This window comes from Diaminobutyricibacter sp. McL0608, assembly GCF_039613825.1.
Lineage (GTDB): Bacteria > Actinomycetota > Actinomycetes > Actinomycetales > Microbacteriaceae > Diaminobutyricibacter.
In genome coordinates this window covers 1,008,847-1,027,171 of sequence record NZ_CP154826.1, presented here as the reverse complement: position 1 = coordinate 1,027,171, position 18,325 = coordinate 1,008,847, and the positions used below count along the sequence as shown (strand labels likewise).

Below are 18,325 nucleotides of genomic sequence, written 5' to 3'. Positions count from 1 at the left end.
CCGGGTGGAGGAACCAGTCACGGTCACTGTCACCAGATCTGTGGAGGAGTGGACGGCTCCCTCGGTTGTGGAGGGATGACAGGGCTACTGGGGCTGCCCCAGCTGCGTTCCCAGCGCACCGACCTTGTCCGCCTGCGCCTGCCAGCCCGTGCCGGTCGGCGCCTGGAGCGAACCGTCGGAGGTCAGCACCAGGTACGACGACAGACCCGCCGCGCCGACGATCGTCGCTCCGCTCGCCGGCCCGGTCGTCGAGCTCAGCGTCCCCCCGATCTGCTGGAGGGCTATCGCTGTGCCGTCCTGGCCGGTGTTGCTCAGCACCGCCACGTTCAGCTGATCGATCCAGGTGGCCGACAGCGGCTTGCCGGGACCGAATCCGAGTTCGATCGGCTCCGTGAGCGACGTGGGCAGATTGTCCTGACCTCGCACGATTCCCGACGCGACCAGCGAGTACGTCGAGCCGGACAGCAGGACGGCGATCACTCGGGTTCCGTCGCGGGAGACCTGGAGCGACACGATGCGCGTCGCGTTCGGCCAGTTCGTCTTGATCGCCTTCTGGACCGCGTCCGACCCGATTCCGACGAGCGCGCCCGGCTTATCCGCGGGAACGGACCACGCGTACCCGTAGTTGTCGACGGCCGGCGCGATCAGTCCAGCACGCGCATCCACACGCAGCGGCGCCGCGTCGGCCTTGCGGACGACGTAGACGTGCCCCTGCGAGAGGACCACCGCGGTGTCGTGGTTCGCGGTCAGCGACGCTGAGGTCGGATGCAGCGACGCGACCTTTGTCGAGATGCCGGGGATGTCCTCGACCGTCGTCGCCGACAGCAGGCCGAACTGCCCGTTGCGGTAGGCGAGCGCGTGATTGTCGACCTGGGGATCCTGGATGGGCGCGTTGGCCGCCGAGAGACCCGCGACACTCTGCGTCGTCCCCTCGATCGACAACTGGACGGACGACACGATCGAACCCAGGCTCTGCTCCAGCTGGTATTTCATGCGTTGCAGTGTGAGGGCATCCGCCTGTCCCGCCTGCGAGCTGAGGTCGACGTCCGCTCGCCCGTTCGAGATCGTGACCGAGGGCAGGGCCAGCTGCGTACCGGGCGGGAAGGCCGAGGTCACGGCACCGACCAGCCATTTCGCCGGGCCGGCCAGCACGGCGTTCGTCACCCTGGTGGCCGCGTTTCCGACCCGCGACGGGAACCAGCGCAGATCGGGCACGAGATAGGTGAACGAAGCGTTGTAGAAGTACAGGGTCTGGGGTGCGTAGACGGCACGGAAGGTCGGGTCATCGATGACGACCCCGTTGGGGGCGACCGAGATGCGCCACTCGCCGTTCACCTTCACCAGGTCGTAGCGGAGGGAGATCGGCGTGGACGACGACACCCCGTGGTACGCGCCGACCGAATCGACGTTCGCGACCGGGGTCACGTCGACCTGCCAGCGGGCCGACGACGATCCGTTCGCGAGCTGGTTATACAGCCTGCCGGTGCCCTGGTCGACCGTGACGGACTCGTTCGGGTTCCAGGACGACGACATCGATGCCGTCAGGTATTCCCGCGCGATCTGGAAGTCGTTCTTCGGGCTGGACGCCGCATCGATGAACCCGTGGACGATCTGGTCCTGTGTCGCCCCCGTCGCCGGCGGCGACGGGTTGAAGTCGAGGTCGAGCGGATCGTTGCGCTGGGCTATCGGCGCGCCCTGGCGGACCGGACCATCATCGGGGATGCTCGCACAGCCGGCGAGCGCCGCCGCGAAGGCGGCAACGACGGCGAGGATGCGGACCCGCGCCGCGAATCGGCGGCTCACGGGTGCACCTCCGTCCCGGCCTTATCGGCGGCGGAGCCGACGACGGGCATCTCGCCGGTGGCCCCGGCGTCATCGGGAGGAAGCGGAAGCGGTGAGGACGCGATGCCCCGGCCGGGCACGCGTGGCAATGTCAGCCGGAAACAGGAGCCGGCGCCCGGCGCGGACCAGACCTGCAGCCAGCCCGAATGCAGGGTCGCGTCCTCGAGCGAGATCGCGAGCCCCAGGCCGGTTCCGCCGATGGTGCGCTTGCGCGACGGGTCGGCGCGCCAGAACCGGTCGAACACATGGTTGACCTCCTGCTGGTTCATCCCGAGCCCGTAGTCGCGCACTGCGAGGGCCACAGCGCTCTCGTTGCTGTCGACCGTGACCACGACGGGCCGGCCCTCCCCGTGCTCGATGGCGTTGCCGAGGAGGTTGCGCACGATGCGGCGGATGCGGCGCGGATCCATCCCGACCTCGAAGTAGCCGCCCGGCGCTTCGAGTCTCAGTTCACTGCCGTTCTGTTCGGCGAGGGAGTGCATCCCGTCGATCGCGTCCTCGGCGAGCCGGACCAGATTGGTCGGCTCGGGGTCGAGCACCACGGAACCGGCGTCGTACCGGCTGATCTCGAGGAGGTCGGACAGCAGCAGGTCGAACCGTTCGATCTGGGTGTGGAGCAGCTCTGCGGTGCGCTCCGTCGCCGGAGGGAAGGATTCGCGCTGGTCGTAGATGACGTCGCCTGCGAGCCGGATGGTCGTCAGCGGCGTCCGCAGTTCGTGCGAGACGTCCGATACGAAGCGCTGCTGGAGTTGCGACAGCGTCGCCAGCTGGTTGATCTGGCTCTGGAGGCTGTCGGCCATCCCGTTGAACGAGCGCGCGAGCGAGGTGAAGACGTCTTCCCCCTTCTCCGGCATGCGCACAGCGAGGTCTCCGGCCGCCAGTCTCTCGCTCGTCTCGGCCGCCACCCTGATCGGGCGGACGACGAACCGGACGATCACCCACGTCACCGCGCCGATGAGCAGGATGAGGGCGAGGCCGGCGAGCAGCAGGGTGCTCTGGACGAAGAGCAGGGTGCTCTCGGCGTCACTCAGGTCGTAGCCGATGTACAGCTCGTAATGCCCGACGACGGGGAGCGTCAGCTGCGACCCGACGACGATCCCGGGGTCGGTCGCCCCGTTCGCGCCGGGGAGTTTCACCGACTGGTAGAACTGCTTCGTCCCGCCGTGCTGGACGGCCGTGCGCAGCTGATCGGAGATGACATCGCCGGACAGGCCGGGGCTCGACCGGTCGGCGGGCGCGAGGAACGTCGAATCCTGGCCGGGCACGCGGAATGCGGCGATCAACCGGCTCGACGTCGACGCCTTGACCGTCTGCAGTGCGGAATCCAGCAGATTCCTCACGGAGTCGCCGCCGGTGATGTCCGACGCGTTCAGGGTGGTCTGGGCCGCAGTCGTCGCGCGGCTCGAATCACGGAGGGCCTGGTCGAGGCGCGACTGGTAGAGATCGTTCGCGATGCTGAGTGACATGTAGATGCCGGTCACGAGGATGGCGATACCGGTCAGCGCCAGGGTGATCGTCACCGTGCGCACCTGGAGCGAGGTACGCCAGAGGTGGGCGGCCCGCGCCGGTGCCATCTGCCACCACCGCCGCCAGCCCACCCTGCGGGTACGCGAATCCTCGGCCACCCGAACTCCTAGGTGACTGCGCCTGCGCGGTATCCGACCCCGCGCACGGTCATGACGATCCTCGGGTTGTCCGGGTCGTCCTCGACCTTCGCCCGGAGTCGCTGCACATGGACGTTCACCAGCCGGGTGTCTGCCTTGTAGTGGTAGCCCCAGACCTGCTCGAGCAGCATCTCCCTCGTGAAGACCTGCTGAGGCTTGGAAGCGAGCGCGAGCAGGAGGTCGAACTCGAGCGGAGTGAGGTTGATCCGCGTCTCGCCCCGTCTGACCTCGTGCCCGGCGACATCGAGGACGAGGTCGCCGATCCGCAGCTGCTCGACCGCGGGGGCGGCCGGCGCCGGCCGGAGCCGGGTGCGGATGCGCGCCACGAGCTCCTTGGGGTTGAACGGCTTGACCATGTAGTCGTCGGCGCCGGATTCGAGGCCCTTGACCACATCCGCCGTGTCCGACTTCGCGGTCAGCATGATGATCGGCGTACCCGACTCTGCACGGATGCGCCCGCACACTTCGATTCCGTCGAGGCCGGGGAGCATCAGGTCGAGCAGCACGAGGTCGGGCTTGGACGTGCGGAACACATCGAGCGCGAGCGCGCCGTCTTCGCAGAATTGCGGATCGAAGCCCTCCGTGCGCAGCACGATGCCGATCATCTCGGCCAGGGCGGTGTCGTCGTCGACAACCAGGATGCGACCGTTCATATACCCGTTTCCCGCTGGGGCGCCGCGGCTGGTGCGCGGCAAGCCATAGAACTTCTTGCACAAGAGTAGTCGAGACACCTGCACGGATCGTGAACGCCTGACGAGCGGATGCGCACTGATGTGCCAGCATGGTAACGGAATCCGCACCGGAACCGGGGTAGAAGGAGCGATCACGTGACTGGAGAGCAACCAGGGCCCGCCGAGGAGAACTGGCGGGCACCGGGTAGCGCACCTGCGCCTCAGCCCCGCTACGGCGAGTACGCGCCGGACAGTGTGCCGCCACCACCGCCCCCGCCGCCGTATCCCTACGGGCAGCAGGGCTACGGTCAGCAGGCCTACGGAGCCCCTCCGCCGTACGGACAGCAACCGGGCTGGACTCCCCCTCCGAAGCCCGGACTCGTCCCCTTGCGTCCGCTCAGTTTCGGGACCCTCATCGGCGCACCCTTCCAAGTGCTCCGGCGCAACCCGAAGGTCACCGTCGGCGCCGCCCTCCTCATCCAGGGGATCCCGCAGGCGATCGTCTCGCTGCTCATCATCGGCGGTGTGACGCTTCTCTTCAGCCGCGTGGACAACGCGTCCGCGGCCGACCAGGGGGCACTCCAGGCCGGGGCCGTCGGCTGGGCCATAGTCCTCGGCCTCGTCTCGATCCTGGTCTCCGCCGTCTCGACGTCGCTCCTGCAGGGCATCGTGGTCAACGAGGTGGCACGTGAGACCCTCGGCGAGAAACTCACTCTCGGATCGCTGTGGCGGCTCACCCGATCGCGCATCGGCGCGCTGATCGGCTGGACGCTCCTGCTCTCGGTCGCGCTCACCGTCGGGGTCGGAGTCCTCGCGACCATCGCCGTCGTGATCTTCGCCGGCGGCCAGGCGATGATCGGGGCCGGTGTCGCGTACTCGGTCGTCGCCGGTCTCGGCGCCGTCGTCGTCGTGTGGCTCAACACGAAACTCGCACTCGTCCCGAGCGCGATCGTGCTCGAGCGTCTCGGCATCGGCGCGTCGATGGCGCGCTCCTGGGGCCTCACACGTGGTTTCTTCTGGAAGACGCTGGGCGTCATCGTGCTCATCGGGCTGATCGTCTACTTCGTCACGCAGATCATCACCACTCCGATCGCGCTCGTCGGCGGCTTCGTCACCATCCTCGTGAACCCGACCGGCCTCGGCCCGTCGGCCTCCGACCCTTCGGTGGCGCAGGTGTTCCTGTCCCAGCTCGGCATCAACGTGATCTCCACGGTCGTGAGCGCCGTGATCGGTGCCGTGATGGCTGTGGTGCAGTCGTCCGCGGTCGCTCTGATCTACCTCGACCTGCGGATGCGCAAAGAGGGGCTCGACCTGCACCTCATCCGGTTCGTCGAAGCACGTCAGAGCGGGGTCGCCGGCCTGCCCGATCCGTATCAGCCGGCCGAGCCGCCCGCTGCAGCGACGGCCCCTCCCGGCACATGAGGCCGGTGACGTCCATCCCGGTGGACCCCGACGCTCCCCAGGCGCACGACTGGGTCGTCCAGGAACTTGCGAAACCCGAGTACCAGGCAGCGAAGCCGACCTGGTTCGACCTGGCCTCCAAGGCGGTGCAGGACTGGCTCGCCTCCCTGTTCTCCGCCGGGGGCGGACGTTTCAGCGGCCTGCTCCTCGTCGTCATCGTCCTCGTGGCCGTAGTGCTGCTCGTCGTCGCGTTCGTCGTCTTCGGGCTTCCGCGCATCAACCGGCGGAGCCGGCTGGGGAGCGAAACGCTCTTTGGCGCGGAGGATGCGAGGGACTCGGCGACTCTCCGGAGGGCATCCGACCGTGCCGCGGCGACCGGCGACTGGACGCTCGCCCTCGAAGAGCGGTTCCGCGCGATCGCCCAGTCCCTCGACGAGCGGACGATCGTGATGCTCTTGCCCGGTACGACGGCGAACGGATTCGCCGCACGCGCGTCATCCGCCGTTCCTGCCGAGAGCCAGCGCCTCGCGAACGCTGCGCGCACCTTCGACCGCGTGCGTTATCTCGGAGGCTCGGCCACGCAGGCGCAGTACGACGAGCTGGTCGCGCTCGACACGGCCCTGCAGGCTGCACGTCCGTCAGCACTCGCCGATCCTCTCGAGGAGGTGGCGGCCCGATGACGATGACCGATTCGGCGCCGACTACCGCACCCGACCAGTCGTCGGTGGCGGATCCCGCCCCAGATGCGCCCGCGATCTCCTCGTCTCCGAGACAGGTCGCCCGGCGCAGCGTCGGATGGATCGTCCTCGCGATCATCGCGGTCCTGGTCGCGGCGATCGGCCTTCTCGCGACGGGTGGCCACAACCAGGGCACACCTCTCGGTGCCGCGAACCCCGCTCCCGCCGGCGCCAAGGCGCTCGTCGAGGTCCTGCGGCAGCAGGGGGTCGACGTGAAGACCGCGTCCACCATCGCTCAGGTACGCGAGCTTGCGCCCGGTGACGGCACGATCCTCGTCTACGACCCCCAGGGCTATCTCGACGAGAACCGCTACACAGAACTCCAGACCCGCGCCTCGACGCTGGTCGTCGTGGATCCCGGTTTCGCGGCGCTCCACTCCCTGGCGCCCGCCGCCCACAACGCAGGCACCGCGACGAGAACCGGGGCGCTCGCCGCGTCGTGCAGCGTGCTCGCCGCGAACCGGGCGCAGACGATCGAGCCCACGGCGAAGTCGCCCGTGCTGCGGATCTCAGCCGGCGACGCGGGCACTGCACCGACCGGATGCTTCCCCACGGGCGACGGCGGGTTCGCGTTCGTCAGTGACACGGCGAGCGGGACGACGCTCCAGCTCATCGGCTCGACCAGCGTCCTCGAGAACGAGGGAATCGCACGCGCGGGCAACGCAGCGCTCGCCCTCAACCTCCTCGGCGAGCATCCATCGCTGGTCTGGTACCTGCCGACTCTGCAGGACGTCCCCGCGAGCGGTCCGCCCGACCTCAACGCGCTGACACCGGGCTGGGTCACCCCGCTCGTACTCCTCCTCGTCGTGGTCTTCATCGCCTCGGCCGTCTGGCGGGGCCGCCGCTTCGGCCCGCTGGTTGTCGAGAACCTGCCGGTCCTCGTGCGCAGCGGCGAGACGATGGAGGGGCGCGCACGCCTCTACCAGCGGTCCTCGGCCCGGCTGCGCGCCCTCGACAGCCTGCGGATCGGCGCCATCGGCCGGCTCGGTGCTGCTGTAGGCCTGGCATCCACGGCATCCGTCGACGAGGTGTGCGATACGGTCGCTGCCCTGACCGGGACCGCCCGGACCTCGGTGCGCGAGCTGCTCGTCGATGCGCAGCCGCGAACGGACGCCCAGCTCGTGTCGCTGTCCGATCGGCTCGCCCGACTCGAATCGGCCACACTGGCGGCCGTCAATCCCGCAAACGACCGTCCGACCGGAAGAATGGAACCATGACCGACGTCTCCACGGAATCGACCCCGCCGGCCGCAAGCGCCCCCGCAGCGGACAGCGCCGCTCTTCGAATGGCGCTCAGCCGGGTCCGCACCGAGGTCGGGAAGGCCGTGGTCGGGCAGGACGGCGCGGTGACGGGCCTGATCATCGCCCTGCTCGCACGTGGCCACGTGCTCCTCGAAGGCGTTCCCGGTGTTGCGAAGACGCTCCTCGTGCGATCCCTGAGCCAGGCGCTCAGCCTGCAGACGCGCCGCATCCAGTTCACGCCCGACCTGATGCCGGGCGACGTCACCGGCTCGCTGGTCTACGACGGCCAGACCGGGGGCTTCCAGTTTCGGGAGGGACCCGTCTTCACGAACATCCTCCTGGCCGACGAGATCAACCGCACGCCCCCGAAAACGCAGTCCGCGCTGCTGGAGGCCATGGAGGAGCGCCAGGTGAGCGTCGACGGCGTCAGCCGGCTCCTCCCCGACCCGTTCATCGTCGCAGCCACTCAGAACCCCATCGAATACGAGGGCACGTACACGTTGCCCGAAGCCCAGCTCGACCGGTTCCTGCTCAAACTGACGCTCGACATCCCGGAGCGCGAGAGCGAGGTCGAGGTGCTTCGGCGCCATGCGGCCGGCTTCAACCCGCGCGACCTCGCCGCTGCCGGCGTGACGCCGGTGCTCGGCGCGGAAGAGCTCGCCGCCGCTCGCGCCGCGGCAGCGTCGGTCGGGGCGTCGACGGATGTGCTCGCCTACATCGTCGACCTCGCCCGGGCGACACGGCGCAGCCCCTCGGTCAAACTCGGCGTCAGCCCACGCGGGACCACGGCCCTGCTCGCGGCGGCGAAGGCCTGGGCCTGGCTGTCCGGCTACGACTCGATCACGCCCGACCACGTCCAGGCCATGCTCCTGCCGGTGTGGCGTCATCGCGTTCAGTTGCGTCCGGAGGCCGAGCTGGAAGGCGTCGAGGTGGATGCGATCCTCCGTTCGATCGTCCAGCAGGTCCAGGTCCCGATCTAGAGTCGCGCCATGACCGTCTCCGGCCGCTATGTCGCGCTCATCGCGCTCGGCATCATCCCCCTGGTGCTCTTCGGCGCCGACGCCGACGCGGCCCTGCGCGTGCTCGCCGGATGGCTCGTGCTGGTGGTCGCGGCCGGGGCGGTCGATCTGGCACTTGCGGCATCCCCGCGGCGTGTGGCGGTCGAGCGCCGGGTGCCGGGTCGGATCAGGCTGGGCACCGACGCTCTCAGCGAGCTCTACCTCACGAACACCGGCGGGCGGACGCTGCGCGGCGTCGTCCGCGACGGGTGGGAACCGTCCGCCGGTGCTCGCACTACTCGGGCCCGCGTGAGCATCCCCTCGGGCGAGCGCAGGCGCGTGACGACGACGCTGGTGCCGACCCGACGTGGTGAACGGCGAGTTGGACACGTGACCGTGCGGGCGTGGGGTCCCCTCCACCTCTGGGCCCGGCAGGCGACCCTCGCGGCGCCCGGTCGCATCCGCGTACTCCCGGCCTTCAACGCGCGCAAGCATCTGCCCTCACGGCTCGCACGGTTGCACGAACTCGACGGCATGACCAGCGTGATGCTTCGCGGCCAGGGCACCGAGTTCGACTCGCTGCGCGAATACGTGCGCGGCGACGACGTGCGGTCGATCGACTGGCGTGCCACCGCCCGCAGGCACGACCCGTCGGGCGGAGCCGGGCAGCGCGTGATGGTGCGAACCTGGCGGCCGGAACGCGATCGCCGGGTGATCATCCTGATCGACACGGGACGCACTGCGGCAGCGCGAATCGACGACGAACCCCGCATCGACACAGCGTACGAGTCGGCCCTGCTCCTCGAAGCGCTGGCGACCCGCGCGGGCGACCGGGTCGATGTGCTGGCGTACGACCGGCGGGTGCGCGGGCGCGTGCAGGGCGCGAATGGTCCCGAGCTCCTCGCACGGACGGTCGACATGATGGCGGGAATCGACCCCGAACTGATCGAGATGGACTGGGCGGCCGTGCCCGGCCAGGTGTCGTCGATCACCAGCCAGCGGGCGCTCGTCGTGCTCCTCACCTCGATAGACGCGCCGGGTGCGTCGCACGGCCTTCTCTCGGTGCTGCCGCAGCTCACGCGCAAGCACACCGTCGTCGTCGCTTCCGTCACCGACCCCGAGGCGATCCGCGCGACGACGCAGCGCGCCGACCGGGCAGAGGTGTACCGCGCTGCCGCCGCAGAGCGCTCTCTCCTCGATATCGCCCGCATCGCTGCCGCCATCCGACGCCTCGGCGCGGATGTCGTGACAGGCGCGCCGGCAGATCTCCCCCCTGCGCTCAGCGACCACTACCTCGCCCTCAAGGCTGCCGGACGCCTCTGAGCGCTGAACAGCGTTCGTCGGCGTCGATGACAGAATTGCCGAATGGCCACTCCGACGCCTGCCCCGCGGGTCACCCACTTCAACGATTGTGCTTTCGTCGCTCGTTCACTCGTCGCCGCGGCCGCGCGGCAGGGGTTGACGTGGGGCTATGTCCCGCCGGAGCTGGTCCGCCCTGCCGAAGGTTTCGGAGGCGGTGCGGGCAGGCTGGCGGAGGTCCCGTACGTGCTCCGCCACATGCGCACGGCGTTGACGAGCGACGTGATCCACGTGCACTACGCGACCGCGGTGGGCCTGCTGCAGCACGCGTACATCCGCAAGCGGCCCTATGCGCTGCACCTGCACGGCACGGATATCCGTCGCCTCTGGAGAGCCCCGGCGACGCACGACCAGGTCCAGCTGGCCATCGATGGGGCCAGCGCCGTCTATTACACCAACCTCGACACGGTCGAAGAGGCCACCACTGCCCGTGCGGACGCCGCGTACATGCCCGCATTCGTTGATCCCGATGCGTTACCCGCATGGCGTCCGGGATCGGAGCGCGGCGAACCCACCGTGTTGTTCGTGTCTCGCTGGGACGACACCAAGGGTGTCGAGACGCAACTCGAGACCGCGAGGGCGCTGCGGTCCGCCCTTCCGCCGGGGACACGGCTGCTGGGGCTGGACTGGGGGCCGGCCGCACGGGACGCGGCCGCGCTCGGCGTCGAACTCGTGCCCAGGCTCGACCATCCTGCATTCCTCGACCTGATCGCGTCGGCCGATGTGGCGATCGGTCAGTCCGCCGGCATCATCGCGGTGAGTGAACTGGAGGCGATGGCGATCGGACCGACCGTCCTGTGTCCCGTCCCTGAGCTCCAGGACGGTGGCGATCCCCCGCCCGTGCTCCTCGGCTCCGTGCCGGACCTCGTCGAGCAGACCCTCGTCGCACTCGAAGACCCACGCGAATCCTCCAACCGCCTGGACGCGCGGCCGTGGGTGCTGAACAAGCACACGCCGGACCGTTGGATCCCCGTCCTCGAGAAGGTCTACCGCGACGCGGCGGCCGGTGCCTCGGGCCGGTCCTGACGTTCACACGTGCGACCCGGCCGGCGCACCCGCGACATACGGCCCGATGACGGCCGCGACGCGTCCGGGTTCCAGTACGTTTTTGGAGCGGCTCCGATCGGAGCCTGCCGAATGCCAACTGAGAGACGGTCATGACCCAGAGCCACGCCACCGAAGCCCCCGCCATCGTCACCGTTCCGACCTTCGGAGCGCGATTCGGGGCGGAGGTCGCCGGCACCTTCCTGCTGGTCTTCGGGGTCATCGGGACGGCGATCTTCGCGGCCGGTTTCAGCGGCGGCGAAGGCGGACTGAATGTCGGGTTCCTCGGCGTCGCGCTTGCGCTGGGTCTCAGCGTCCTGGTCGGCGCGTACGCTTTCGGCCCGGTGTCGGGCGGCCACTTCAACCCGGCCGTCTCGATCGGCCTGGCGATCGCGGGCCGATTCGCCTGGAAGGACGTCGCTCCGTACATCGCGGCGCAGCTCATCGGGGGGATCGCTGCGAGCACGCTTCTCGTCGCCATCGCCGCCGGCGGCCCGAACGGATTCCTCGCCGGTGCCCGTAGCGGCGGCTTCGCCTCGACCGGCTGGGGCGAACTGTCCCCCGGCGGATTCTCCTTCGTCTCGGCTCTCCTCGTCGAGATCCTCGCCACAGCCGTTCTGGTGTTCGTGATCCTCGCCGTCACCGGCTCCCGCGGCGCCGCCGGGTTCGCACCCATCGCCATCGGGCTCACGCTCACCGTGCTCGCCCTCATCGCCATCCCGATCTCGAACGGGTCGTTCAACCCGGCCCGCTCCATCGCCACAGCGATCTACGGTGGGCCGACGGCACTCGCCCAGCTCTGGCTGTCGATCGTCGCGCCCATCGTCGGTGCGATCATCGCCGGCTCGACCTTCAAGCTGATCTTCGACGGCGTCCGCAAGAGCTGAACAAGCTCAGCCGGCGACGATCGTCCGTGCGCCGGCCTCGAACTCGTCCAGGTCCCCCGATGCGCCCAGCCGCACCGCCCGCCGCCCGACGACGAGCATGTAGACGAGGAAGGCCGCAAGCGCCAGGACGCCGATGCCGATCTTCACCGGCCACGGCAGGTCCGACGGGGTGACGAAGCCTTCGATGAGCCCGGACACGAACAGGGTGAGCATGACGCCGACCGCGACCGTGAACAGGGCGCGCCCGTCCTCCGCGAGCGCCTGTGCCCGGGTGCGCGGGCCTGGTGCGATCCACGCCCAGAAGATCCGCATCCCCGCAGCGGCCGCGACGAAGATGGAGGTCAGCTCCAGCAGGCCGTGCGGGAGGATGTAGAGGAAGAACACGTCTCCGCGGCCGTAGGCGAAGAGCACGGCGGCCGACGTCCCGATGTTCTGGGCGTTCTGGATCAGCACGGCCGGCACGTAGAACCCGACGATTCCGAACGCGATGCACTGGGCCGCGATCCAGGCGTTGTTCGTCCAGACCTGCCCCGCGAACGACGCAGCGGGGTTGTTGGAGTAGTAGTCGACGAACTGGTGGTCGACGATCTGCCTCAGCTGCGCATCCGACCCGAAGTTCGCCATCACCTGCGGGTCGCCCAGCGCCCACCAGGCGAAGAGGCCGGCCACGACCAGCGAAGCGGCGGCGACGGCCAGCGTCAGCCAGCGGAGACGGTACAGTGCCGCCGGCAACTGCAGGACGAAGAACCGCGGCAGCTGGGACAGGATGTTGGCCCCGGTTCCCGTGAAGCGCAGCCGCGCCGTCGAGAGTGCCACCGACAGCCGATCGCCCTGGGTGGTCGACCCCGCCTGCGTCTTGATCGCCGACAACTGGGTCGCACCCGTCTGGTAGAGGTCGATGAGTTCGTCCGCCTGCTCGCCACTGAGCGACCGCTGCCTGGCGAGAGCGGCAAGCCGGTCCCACTCGGCGCGGTGCGCTGCGGAGTATGCGTCGAGGTCCATCTGCTTAGATGATAGCCATGGCTGCACCGGTGGCTCCGCGCATCGACCTCGTCGACGATGGTGTCGAACGCGAACTGGTCACGGGCGAGGCCGTCGCACTCGACGTGAAGCCGACCTCGTACATCCTCCGCGCTGCAGGCACGGCACTGGACTGGCTGGTCTACGTCATCCTGTTCGTCGTCCTCGTCCTCACGATCGTGTTCACGTCGGGCGGGCTCGACCAGGCGCTCCGGACCGCGCTGGTCACCATCAGCCTGGTCTTCTCGTTCGTGATCGCGCCGATGACCGTCGAGGTCGCGACGCACGGGCGCTCGGTCGGCAAACTCGCTGTCGGCGGACGCATCGTGCGCGACGACGGCGGCGCGACCCAGGTGCGGCATGCCTTCATCCGGGCTCTCACGGGTGTCGTCGAGATCTACATGACGTTCGGCGGCCTGGCGGCGCTGGTCGGTCTGCTGAATTCACGGTCCAAGCGCCTCGGCGACCTCATCGCCGGCACCTACAGCCAGCTGGAGCGGGTTCCGGCCGCCGACGCCGTCGGATACGGGATGCCGCCCCAGCTCGCAGCGTGGGCGTCCATAGCCGACGTCGCGCGGCTCCCCGACCGCCTGTCACGCCGGATCGCGCAGTTCCTGCACCAGTCGCCGGGCATGACTCCCGCTGCACGGGCCGGTCTGAGTGCCGAGCTCGCCGGGGAGGCGGCGTCATTCGTATCCCCTCTTCCCGAGGTCGACGCCGAGACGTTCCTCGTCGGCGTGGCCGCCCTGCGGCGCGAACGCGATTTCCGAGCGCTGACACTCGAACGCGAACGTCTCGACCGCCTCGCACCGGTCCTCGACGCGCTTCCCCACCGTTTCCCGGAAAGGTGACATGACCGACTACCGCGCACATTTCGACGCCACGATCGCGTTCGCGAACGGCGGGAGCCTGGAAGCGACCGGCTTCCGGCTCGACCTGCCGTCGAAGGACGTCCAGGAGGGCGACGTCGCACGCCTTCTCGTCGAGCATCTGGGGCTCGCACTCGTCGGCAGTGTCGAGTTCCATTCGCTCGCCATCGTCGAGGAGCCCCATCGCGGAAGCCGTGGCGTGGTGAGCGAGCCTGCGGAGACGCCGTCCGAGCCGCGGATCGTCGACCTGAGCCACACCGTCCGGGCGGGTCTCGTCACCTATCCGGGCCTTCCCGAGCCTGTCATCACACCGCACCTGACCCGTGAGGCATCACGGACGAAGTATGCGCCTGGCACCGAATTCGCGATGGACGTCATCACGATGATCGGCAACACGGGCACGTATCTCGACAGCCCGTTCCACCGCTACGCCGACGGCGGCGATCTGGCTTCGCTCCGCCTGGAGACGCTCGTCGGGCTTCCGGCCGAGGTCTTCCACCTCACCGATGCGTTGCGGCGCGGCATCCCGGCGTCCGTGTTCTTCGACCGGGACCTGTCCGGTGTCGCGGTGCTCCTGCATACCGGCTGGGACCGTCATTTCGATACACCGGCCTACGCGGCGGGATCGCCGTTCCTCACCGAAGACGGCGCACTCCACCTGGCGGAGGCGGGCGTGGCCCTGGTCGGTATCGACTCGCTGAACATCGACGACACCGAGTCCGGCGGGCAGCGGCCCGCGCACAGCATCCTGCTCGCAGCGGGAATCCATGTCGTCGAGCACCTGACCGGCCTCGGGGGCGTTCCCGCCCGCGGAGCGCGGTTCACCGCCGTGCCGCCGAAGGTGGAGGGTTTCGGAACCTTCCCTGTGAGGGCGTTCGCCGAACTGCCCTGACGAACTGCCCTGAGGCTCAGTACCGGTAGTGGTCCACCTTATAAGGACCATCAACGCTCACGCCGATGTACGCGGCCTGCTCGGGCGTGAGCACCGTGAGCTCGACACCGAGCGCGTCCAGGTGGAGTCGTGCCACCTTCTCGTCAAGATGCTTCGGAAGCACATACACGCCCGTCGGATACTTCTCCGGCTCGCAGTACAGCTCGATCTGGGCCAGCACCTGGTTGGAAAACGAATTGCTCATGACGAAGCTCGGGTGCCCGGTGGCGTTGCCGAGGTTCATCAGTCGGCCTTCGGAGAGCACCAGCACGCTGCGACCGGTGGGCAGACGCCACTCGTGCACCTGCGGTTTGATCTCGATCTTCTCCGTGCCGGCGAGGCTTTCGAGCCCCGCCATGTCGATCTCGTTGTCGAAGTGACCCACATTGGCGACGATCGCCTGGTGCTTCATGCGGAGGATGTGCTCCGGGGTGATGACGTTGAGGTTCCCCGTTCCGGTGATGAAGATGTCGGCATAGTCGACGACCGACTCGATCCGGGCCACCTGGAAGCCGTCCATGGCTGCCTGGAGGGCGTTGATCGGGTCCACCTCACTCACGATCACGCGGGCGCCCTGGCCTCGCAGCGCCTCAGCTGCGCCCTTTCCGACGTCGCCGTAGCCGGCTACGAATACGACCTTTCCGCCGATGAGCACATCGGTCGCCCGGTTGAGGCCGTCAGGAAGCGAGTGACGGATGCCGTACTTGTTGTCGAACTTGCTCTTCGTGACGGAGTCGTTGACGTTGATCGCGGGAAAGAGGAGCTTGCCCTCGCGCTCGAGCTCGTAGAGGCGGTGCACACCGGTCGTCGTCTCCTCTGTGACGCCGACGATCCCGGCCGCGATCCGCGTCCACCGATCGGACGACGTGGCGAGGGATGCGCGGAGCGCTGCAAGGATCACACGGTATTCGTGGCTGTCTCCCACGGCATCGGCGGGCACGACCCCCGCGAGCTCGAAGTCGCGGCCGGAGTGGACCAGGAGGGTCGCGTCGCCCCCGTCGTCGAGGATGAGGTTGGGTCCGATCCATTCGGCGCCGGCTTCAGCGGCCTCTGCGGTCCAGTCGAAGATCTGCTGGGTGCACCACCAGTACTCTTCGAGCGTCTCGCCCTTCCACGCGAAGACCGGGACACCGGACGGCGCGGCAACGGTTCCACCTGGTCCGACCGCGACGGCAGCGGCCGCTTCGTCCTGTGTCGAGAAGATGTTGCAACTCGCCCAGCGCACGCGGGCGCCGAGGGCCACCAGCGTCTCGATGAGGACCGCGGTCTGCACCGTCATGTGGAGGGAACCCGCGATCCGGGCACCGGCCAGTGGCTTGGACTCACCGAACTCGGCGCGCAACGCCATGAGCCCCGGCATCTCGTTCTCCGCGAGGCGGATCTGGTGACGGCCCGCTTCGGCGAGGTTCAGGTCTGCGACCTTGAACGGGAGCACGGTGTCGGAATCGGCGAGGGAGGGTGCGTTGACCATGCAGTCATTCTCTCATTCGCCGGACCTGGCCCGAGCCGTGTGACTCAGCGGCGGATGAGCTCGAGGACCTCGTCGCGGACGCGCGCCATGGTGGCGATATCGGCCGCCTCGACGTTGAGTCGCAGCAGCGGTTCGGTGTTCGACGGGCGCACGCTGAACCACCAGAACGGCTCATCTCCCGCAACGAAGCCGGTGACGGTGAGCCCGTCCAGCTCGTCGAATTCGCCGCGACCGGTGAAGGCCTCGACGATGCGCGTGAAGGCGGCGGGCACGTCGGCGACGGTGGAGTTGATCTCCCCGGAGGCGGCGTACGGCGTGTAGGCGTCGGAGAGCGCGGACAGCGGCCCGTCCTGTGCGCCGAACTCGGCGAGCAGGTGCATCGCAGCGAGCATCCCGTTGTCGGCACTCCAGAAATCGCGGAAGTAGTAGTGGGCCGAGTGCTCGCCGCCGAAGACCGCGCCGGTCTCGCGCATGGCATCTTTGATGAGAGAGTGTCCGACCCGGGTCCGCACCGGTGTCGCCCCGGCGGCCAGGATGGTCTCGGGCACGATGTTCGAGGTGATCAGGTTGTGGATCACCACGATCTCCGCATCCGGATCAGCGGCGCGGGCACGCGCGATCTCGCGCACCGCGACGATGGCGGCCACGGCGGACGGGCTGACCGCCTCTCCCCTTTCGTCGACGACGAAGCAGCGGTCCGCGTCGCCGTCGAACGCCAGCCCGAGGTCGGCGCCGTTCTCGATGACGGCTTTCTGCAGGTCGACGAGGTTCGCCGGTTCGAGCGGATTCGCCTCATGGTTCGGGAATGTGCCGTCGAGTTCGAAATAGAGCGGGATGATCTCGATCGGCAACGCCGGGAGTCCGGCCGCCTGTCCGAGGACGGCCGGAACGGTCAGTCCGCCCATCCCGTTTCCTGCATCGACGACGATCCGAAGCTGCCGGATTGCGGAGAGGTCCACCAGTCCGCGCAGGAATCCGGCGTAGTCGGCCAGCACGTCGACCTCGCGGAGGTCGCCGGGTTCGGCCACGCTCTCGAAACCGTCGACGAGGTATTTCTCCGCACGCTCCCGGACCGCCGCGAGACCGGTGTCGCGGCTGAGGCCCTGCGCACCCGCCCTCGACAGCTTGATGCCGTTGTAGGTGGCGGGGTTGTGGCTCGCGGTGAACATCGCGCCCGGCGCCTGGAGGTGGCCTGAGGCGAAATAGGACTCGTCGGTCGAGCACAGTCCGAGGGCGACCACATTGGCGCCACGGGCGCGCACACCGTCGGAGAAGGCCGCAGCGAAGCCGGGAGACGAATCACGCATGTCGTGGCCGACCACCACATCCTGTCCGGCCGCGCCGATCTCGTCGACGAAGGCGGCGCCGATCGCCTCGACCATCTCGACGGTCAGCGTCACTCCGACGAGGCCGCGCACATCATAGGTCTTGACGGCGGCGTCGAAGTTGGCGTGGATCTGTTCGGGCGAGAGAGAGGTGTTCACCTCCCATAACCTACTTCACCGAGCACGGAGTGTCTCACGATCTGCCAGCCCTGTGGAGCCGAGAGCCGCTCTGCGTGAATGGCGCAGAGGTCGTAGGCGTGCGGTTCGTGCGCGTTGCTGAGCGGCCCGAGGACGGCCATCGAATCCGCATACACGTAGGTGAGCGTCGCCACCGCATCTCGGGGGCACGCGACACGGGAACACGGTCGGGTCAGCATCGCGCCCAGACTATCGGAGCCGAAGGCGACGTAGGATGACGACATGCCCCGTTCCCGCCGCGCAAGCAGTGAGCCGCCTGCCGCCGCCCGCTGGCGGAATCGTCACGGTCGGGGTGCGCGGGGCCCGGTCACGGGGCCCCATCTGCCCATGCTGCACAACCGCATCGACCTGTTCGATATGACAGTCGCTGCGACGGCCGACTACTTGAAGGGCATCTGGCCTGCGGAGCTCGAGCACGTGCGCTTCGAGGTGGCCGCTGCCCCGATCAACGCGGTGGGACCGGATGGCGTCGAGCGCTGGCGGGTCGACCCGCGCGAACGCCGCATCATCCTCTACCGCGTCCCGATCCAGCGGCTGAGCAAGCTGCATCGCAACGACGAACTGCACCAGCGGATGCTCGTCGAGAGCTGTGTCTTCCGTGCGGTCGCCGAGCTTCTCGGCAAAGACCCGTGGGATCTCGCGCCGGAGCGTTTCCGGCACTACTGAA

At 68.7% G+C, this 18,325-nt stretch carries 17 protein-coding genes; 10 read left to right on the top strand and 7 right to left on the bottom strand.

The features are described 5' to 3' along the window. Nucleotides 1–84: 84 nt before the first annotated feature. The 3 genes from AAYO93_RS04750 to mtrA are packed head-to-tail and all read right to left on the bottom strand — an operon-like array spanning nucleotide 85 to nucleotide 4,159. On the bottom strand, nucleotides 85–1,803 hold the full coding sequence (locus AAYO93_RS04750) for an LpqB family beta-propeller domain-containing protein (RefSeq protein WP_345763861.1): 1,719 nt from the start codon (nucleotides 1,801–1,803) through the stop codon (nucleotides 85–87). Beyond that, nucleotides 1,800–3,416: an MtrAB system histidine kinase MtrB gene (mtrB, locus tag AAYO93_RS04745; protein WP_345764817.1), complete on the bottom strand. Its 1,617-nt coding sequence runs from the start codon at nucleotides 3,414–3,416 to the stop codon at nucleotides 1,800–1,802. Before mtrB ends, AAYO93_RS04750 begins: the two co-directional genes overlap by 4 nt. A 59-nt stretch (nucleotides 3,417–3,475) precedes the next feature. After that, entirely contained in the window at nucleotides 3,476–4,159 is a 684-nt protein-coding gene (gene mtrA, locus AAYO93_RS04740; RefSeq protein WP_345763860.1) for an MtrAB system response regulator MtrA, read from the bottom strand. Between the two features lie 174 nt (nucleotides 4,160–4,333). Between mtrA and AAYO93_RS04735 the strand changes: the two genes are divergently transcribed. From AAYO93_RS04735 to AAYO93_RS04705, 7 genes are all read left to right on the top strand, one after another. Continuing rightward, the gene (locus AAYO93_RS04735; RefSeq protein ID WP_345763859.1) at nucleotides 4,334–5,599 is read left to right on the top strand and encodes a hypothetical protein; all 1,266 of its coding nucleotides are present in this window, start codon (nucleotides 4,334–4,336) and stop codon (nucleotides 5,597–5,599) included. A gap of 5 nt (nucleotides 5,600–5,604) precedes the next feature. Next, the gene (locus AAYO93_RS04730; protein ID WP_434056669.1) at nucleotides 5,605–6,258 is read left to right on the top strand and encodes a DUF4129 domain-containing protein; all 654 of its coding nucleotides are present in this window, start codon (nucleotides 5,605–5,607) and stop codon (nucleotides 6,256–6,258) included. Then, nucleotides 6,255–7,532, top strand: coding sequence for a DUF4350 domain-containing protein (locus AAYO93_RS04725; RefSeq protein ID WP_345763857.1), 1,278 nt, complete (start codon nucleotides 6,255–6,257; stop codon nucleotides 7,530–7,532). Before AAYO93_RS04730 ends, AAYO93_RS04725 begins: the two co-directional genes overlap by 4 nt. Continuing rightward, a complete protein-coding gene (locus tag AAYO93_RS04720) occupies nucleotides 7,529–8,536 on the top strand; it encodes an AAA family ATPase (RefSeq protein WP_345763856.1) in 1,008 nt (335 codons plus the stop codon). The genes AAYO93_RS04725 and AAYO93_RS04720 overlap by 4 nt, the downstream gene beginning before the upstream one ends. 9 nt (nucleotides 8,537–8,545) lie before the next feature. Further along, on the top strand, nucleotides 8,546–9,877 hold the full coding sequence (locus tag AAYO93_RS04715; RefSeq protein ID WP_345763855.1) for a DUF58 domain-containing protein: 1,332 nt from the start codon (nucleotides 8,546–8,548) through the stop codon (nucleotides 9,875–9,877). A gap of 42 nt (nucleotides 9,878–9,919) precedes the next feature. Beyond that, a complete protein-coding gene (locus tag AAYO93_RS04710; protein WP_345763854.1) occupies nucleotides 9,920–10,939 on the top strand; it encodes a hypothetical protein in 1,020 nt (339 codons plus the stop codon). Nucleotides 10,940–11,070: 131 nt separating this feature from the next. Continuing rightward, the gene (locus tag AAYO93_RS04705) at nucleotides 11,071–11,844 is read left to right on the top strand and encodes an aquaporin (protein WP_345763853.1); all 774 of its coding nucleotides are present in this window, start codon (nucleotides 11,071–11,073) and stop codon (nucleotides 11,842–11,844) included. A gap of 6 nt (nucleotides 11,845–11,850) precedes the next feature. Here the strand turns inward: AAYO93_RS04705 and AAYO93_RS04700 are convergent, their stop codons facing one another. After that, entirely contained in the window at nucleotides 11,851–12,846 is a 996-nt protein-coding gene (locus tag AAYO93_RS04700) for a stage II sporulation protein M (protein WP_345763852.1), read from the bottom strand. A 17-nt stretch (nucleotides 12,847–12,863) separates the two neighbouring features. Here AAYO93_RS04700 and AAYO93_RS04695 point away from each other — a divergent pair, with 17 nt between their 5' ends. Together AAYO93_RS04695 and AAYO93_RS04690 are read left to right on the top strand one after the other, a co-directional pair. Next, complete coding sequence (locus AAYO93_RS04695; protein WP_345763851.1) at nucleotides 12,864–13,715, top strand: RDD family protein; 852 nt, start codon at nucleotides 12,864–12,866, stop codon at nucleotides 13,713–13,715. A gap of 1 nt (nucleotide 13,716) precedes the next feature. After that, nucleotides 13,717–14,625, top strand: a complete 909-nt coding sequence (locus tag AAYO93_RS04690; protein ID WP_345763850.1) for a cyclase family protein — start codon at nucleotides 13,717–13,719, stop codon at nucleotides 14,623–14,625. A 16-nt stretch (nucleotides 14,626–14,641) separates the two neighbouring features. Here the strand turns inward: AAYO93_RS04690 and ahcY are convergent, their stop codons facing one another. From ahcY to AAYO93_RS04675, 3 genes are read right to left on the bottom strand one after another with little or no spacing between them, the layout of a single operon-like run. Beyond that, nucleotides 14,642–16,135 (bottom strand): adenosylhomocysteinase, encoded by a 1,494-nt coding sequence (gene ahcY, locus AAYO93_RS04685; protein WP_345763849.1) that lies wholly within the window; start codon nucleotides 16,133–16,135, stop codon nucleotides 14,642–14,644. Nucleotides 16,136–16,179: 44 nt separating this feature from the next. After that, nucleotides 16,180–17,619, bottom strand: a complete 1,440-nt coding sequence (locus AAYO93_RS04680; RefSeq protein WP_345763848.1) for a phosphomannomutase/phosphoglucomutase — start codon at nucleotides 17,617–17,619, stop codon at nucleotides 16,180–16,182. After that, nucleotides 17,616–17,882: a DUF3499 family protein gene (locus AAYO93_RS04675; protein WP_345763847.1), complete on the bottom strand. Its 267-nt coding sequence runs from the start codon at nucleotides 17,880–17,882 to the stop codon at nucleotides 17,616–17,618. The genes AAYO93_RS04680 and AAYO93_RS04675 overlap by 4 nt, the downstream gene beginning before the upstream one ends. On the opposite strand from AAYO93_RS04675, the gene AAYO93_RS04670 reads away from it, so the two are divergent. Next, entirely contained in the window at nucleotides 17,881–18,324 is a 444-nt protein-coding gene (locus AAYO93_RS04670; RefSeq protein WP_345763846.1) for a metallopeptidase family protein, read from the top strand. The genes AAYO93_RS04675 and AAYO93_RS04670 overlap by 2 nt on opposite strands. The last annotated feature ends 1 nt before the right edge of the window (nucleotide 18,325 follow it).

Bases quoted from the DNA above. Each gene is read 5' to 3' on its own strand.
- mtrB (WP_345764817.1), bottom strand. From the start codon at position 3,416: ATGGCACCGGCGCGGGCCGCCCACCTCTGGCGTACCTCGCTCCAGGTG.
- AAYO93_RS04675 (WP_345763847.1), bottom strand. From the start codon at position 17,882: ATGTCGTCATCCTACGTCGCCTTCGGCTCCGATAGTCTGGGCGCGATG.
- AAYO93_RS04670 (WP_345763846.1), top strand. From the start codon at position 17,881: ATGCCCCGTTCCCGCCGCGCAAGCAGTGAGCCGCCTGCCGCCGCCCGC.
- AAYO93_RS04720 (WP_345763856.1), top strand. From the start codon at position 7,529: ATGACCGACGTCTCCACGGAATCGACCCCGCCGGCCGCAAGCGCCCCC.
- ahcY (WP_345763849.1), bottom strand. From the start codon at position 16,135: ATGGTCAACGCACCCTCCCTCGCCGATTCCGACACCGTGCTCCCGTTC.
- AAYO93_RS04695 (WP_345763851.1), top strand. From the start codon at position 12,864: ATGGCTGCACCGGTGGCTCCGCGCATCGACCTCGTCGACGATGGTGTC.
- AAYO93_RS04700 (WP_345763852.1), bottom strand. From the start codon at position 12,846: ATGGACCTCGACGCATACTCCGCAGCGCACCGCGCCGAGTGGGACCGG.
- mtrA (WP_345763860.1), bottom strand. From the start codon at position 4,159: ATGAACGGTCGCATCCTGGTTGTCGACGACGACACCGCCCTGGCCGAG.
- AAYO93_RS04690 (WP_345763850.1), top strand. From the start codon at position 13,717: ATGACCGACTACCGCGCACATTTCGACGCCACGATCGCGTTCGCGAAC.
- AAYO93_RS04725 (WP_345763857.1), top strand. From the start codon at position 6,255: ATGACGATGACCGATTCGGCGCCGACTACCGCACCCGACCAGTCGTCG.
- AAYO93_RS04705 (WP_345763853.1), top strand. From the start codon at position 11,071: ATGACCCAGAGCCACGCCACCGAAGCCCCCGCCATCGTCACCGTTCCG.
- AAYO93_RS04710 (WP_345763854.1), top strand. From the start codon at position 9,920: ATGGCCACTCCGACGCCTGCCCCGCGGGTCACCCACTTCAACGATTGT.
- AAYO93_RS04715 (WP_345763855.1), top strand. From the start codon at position 8,546: ATGACCGTCTCCGGCCGCTATGTCGCGCTCATCGCGCTCGGCATCATC.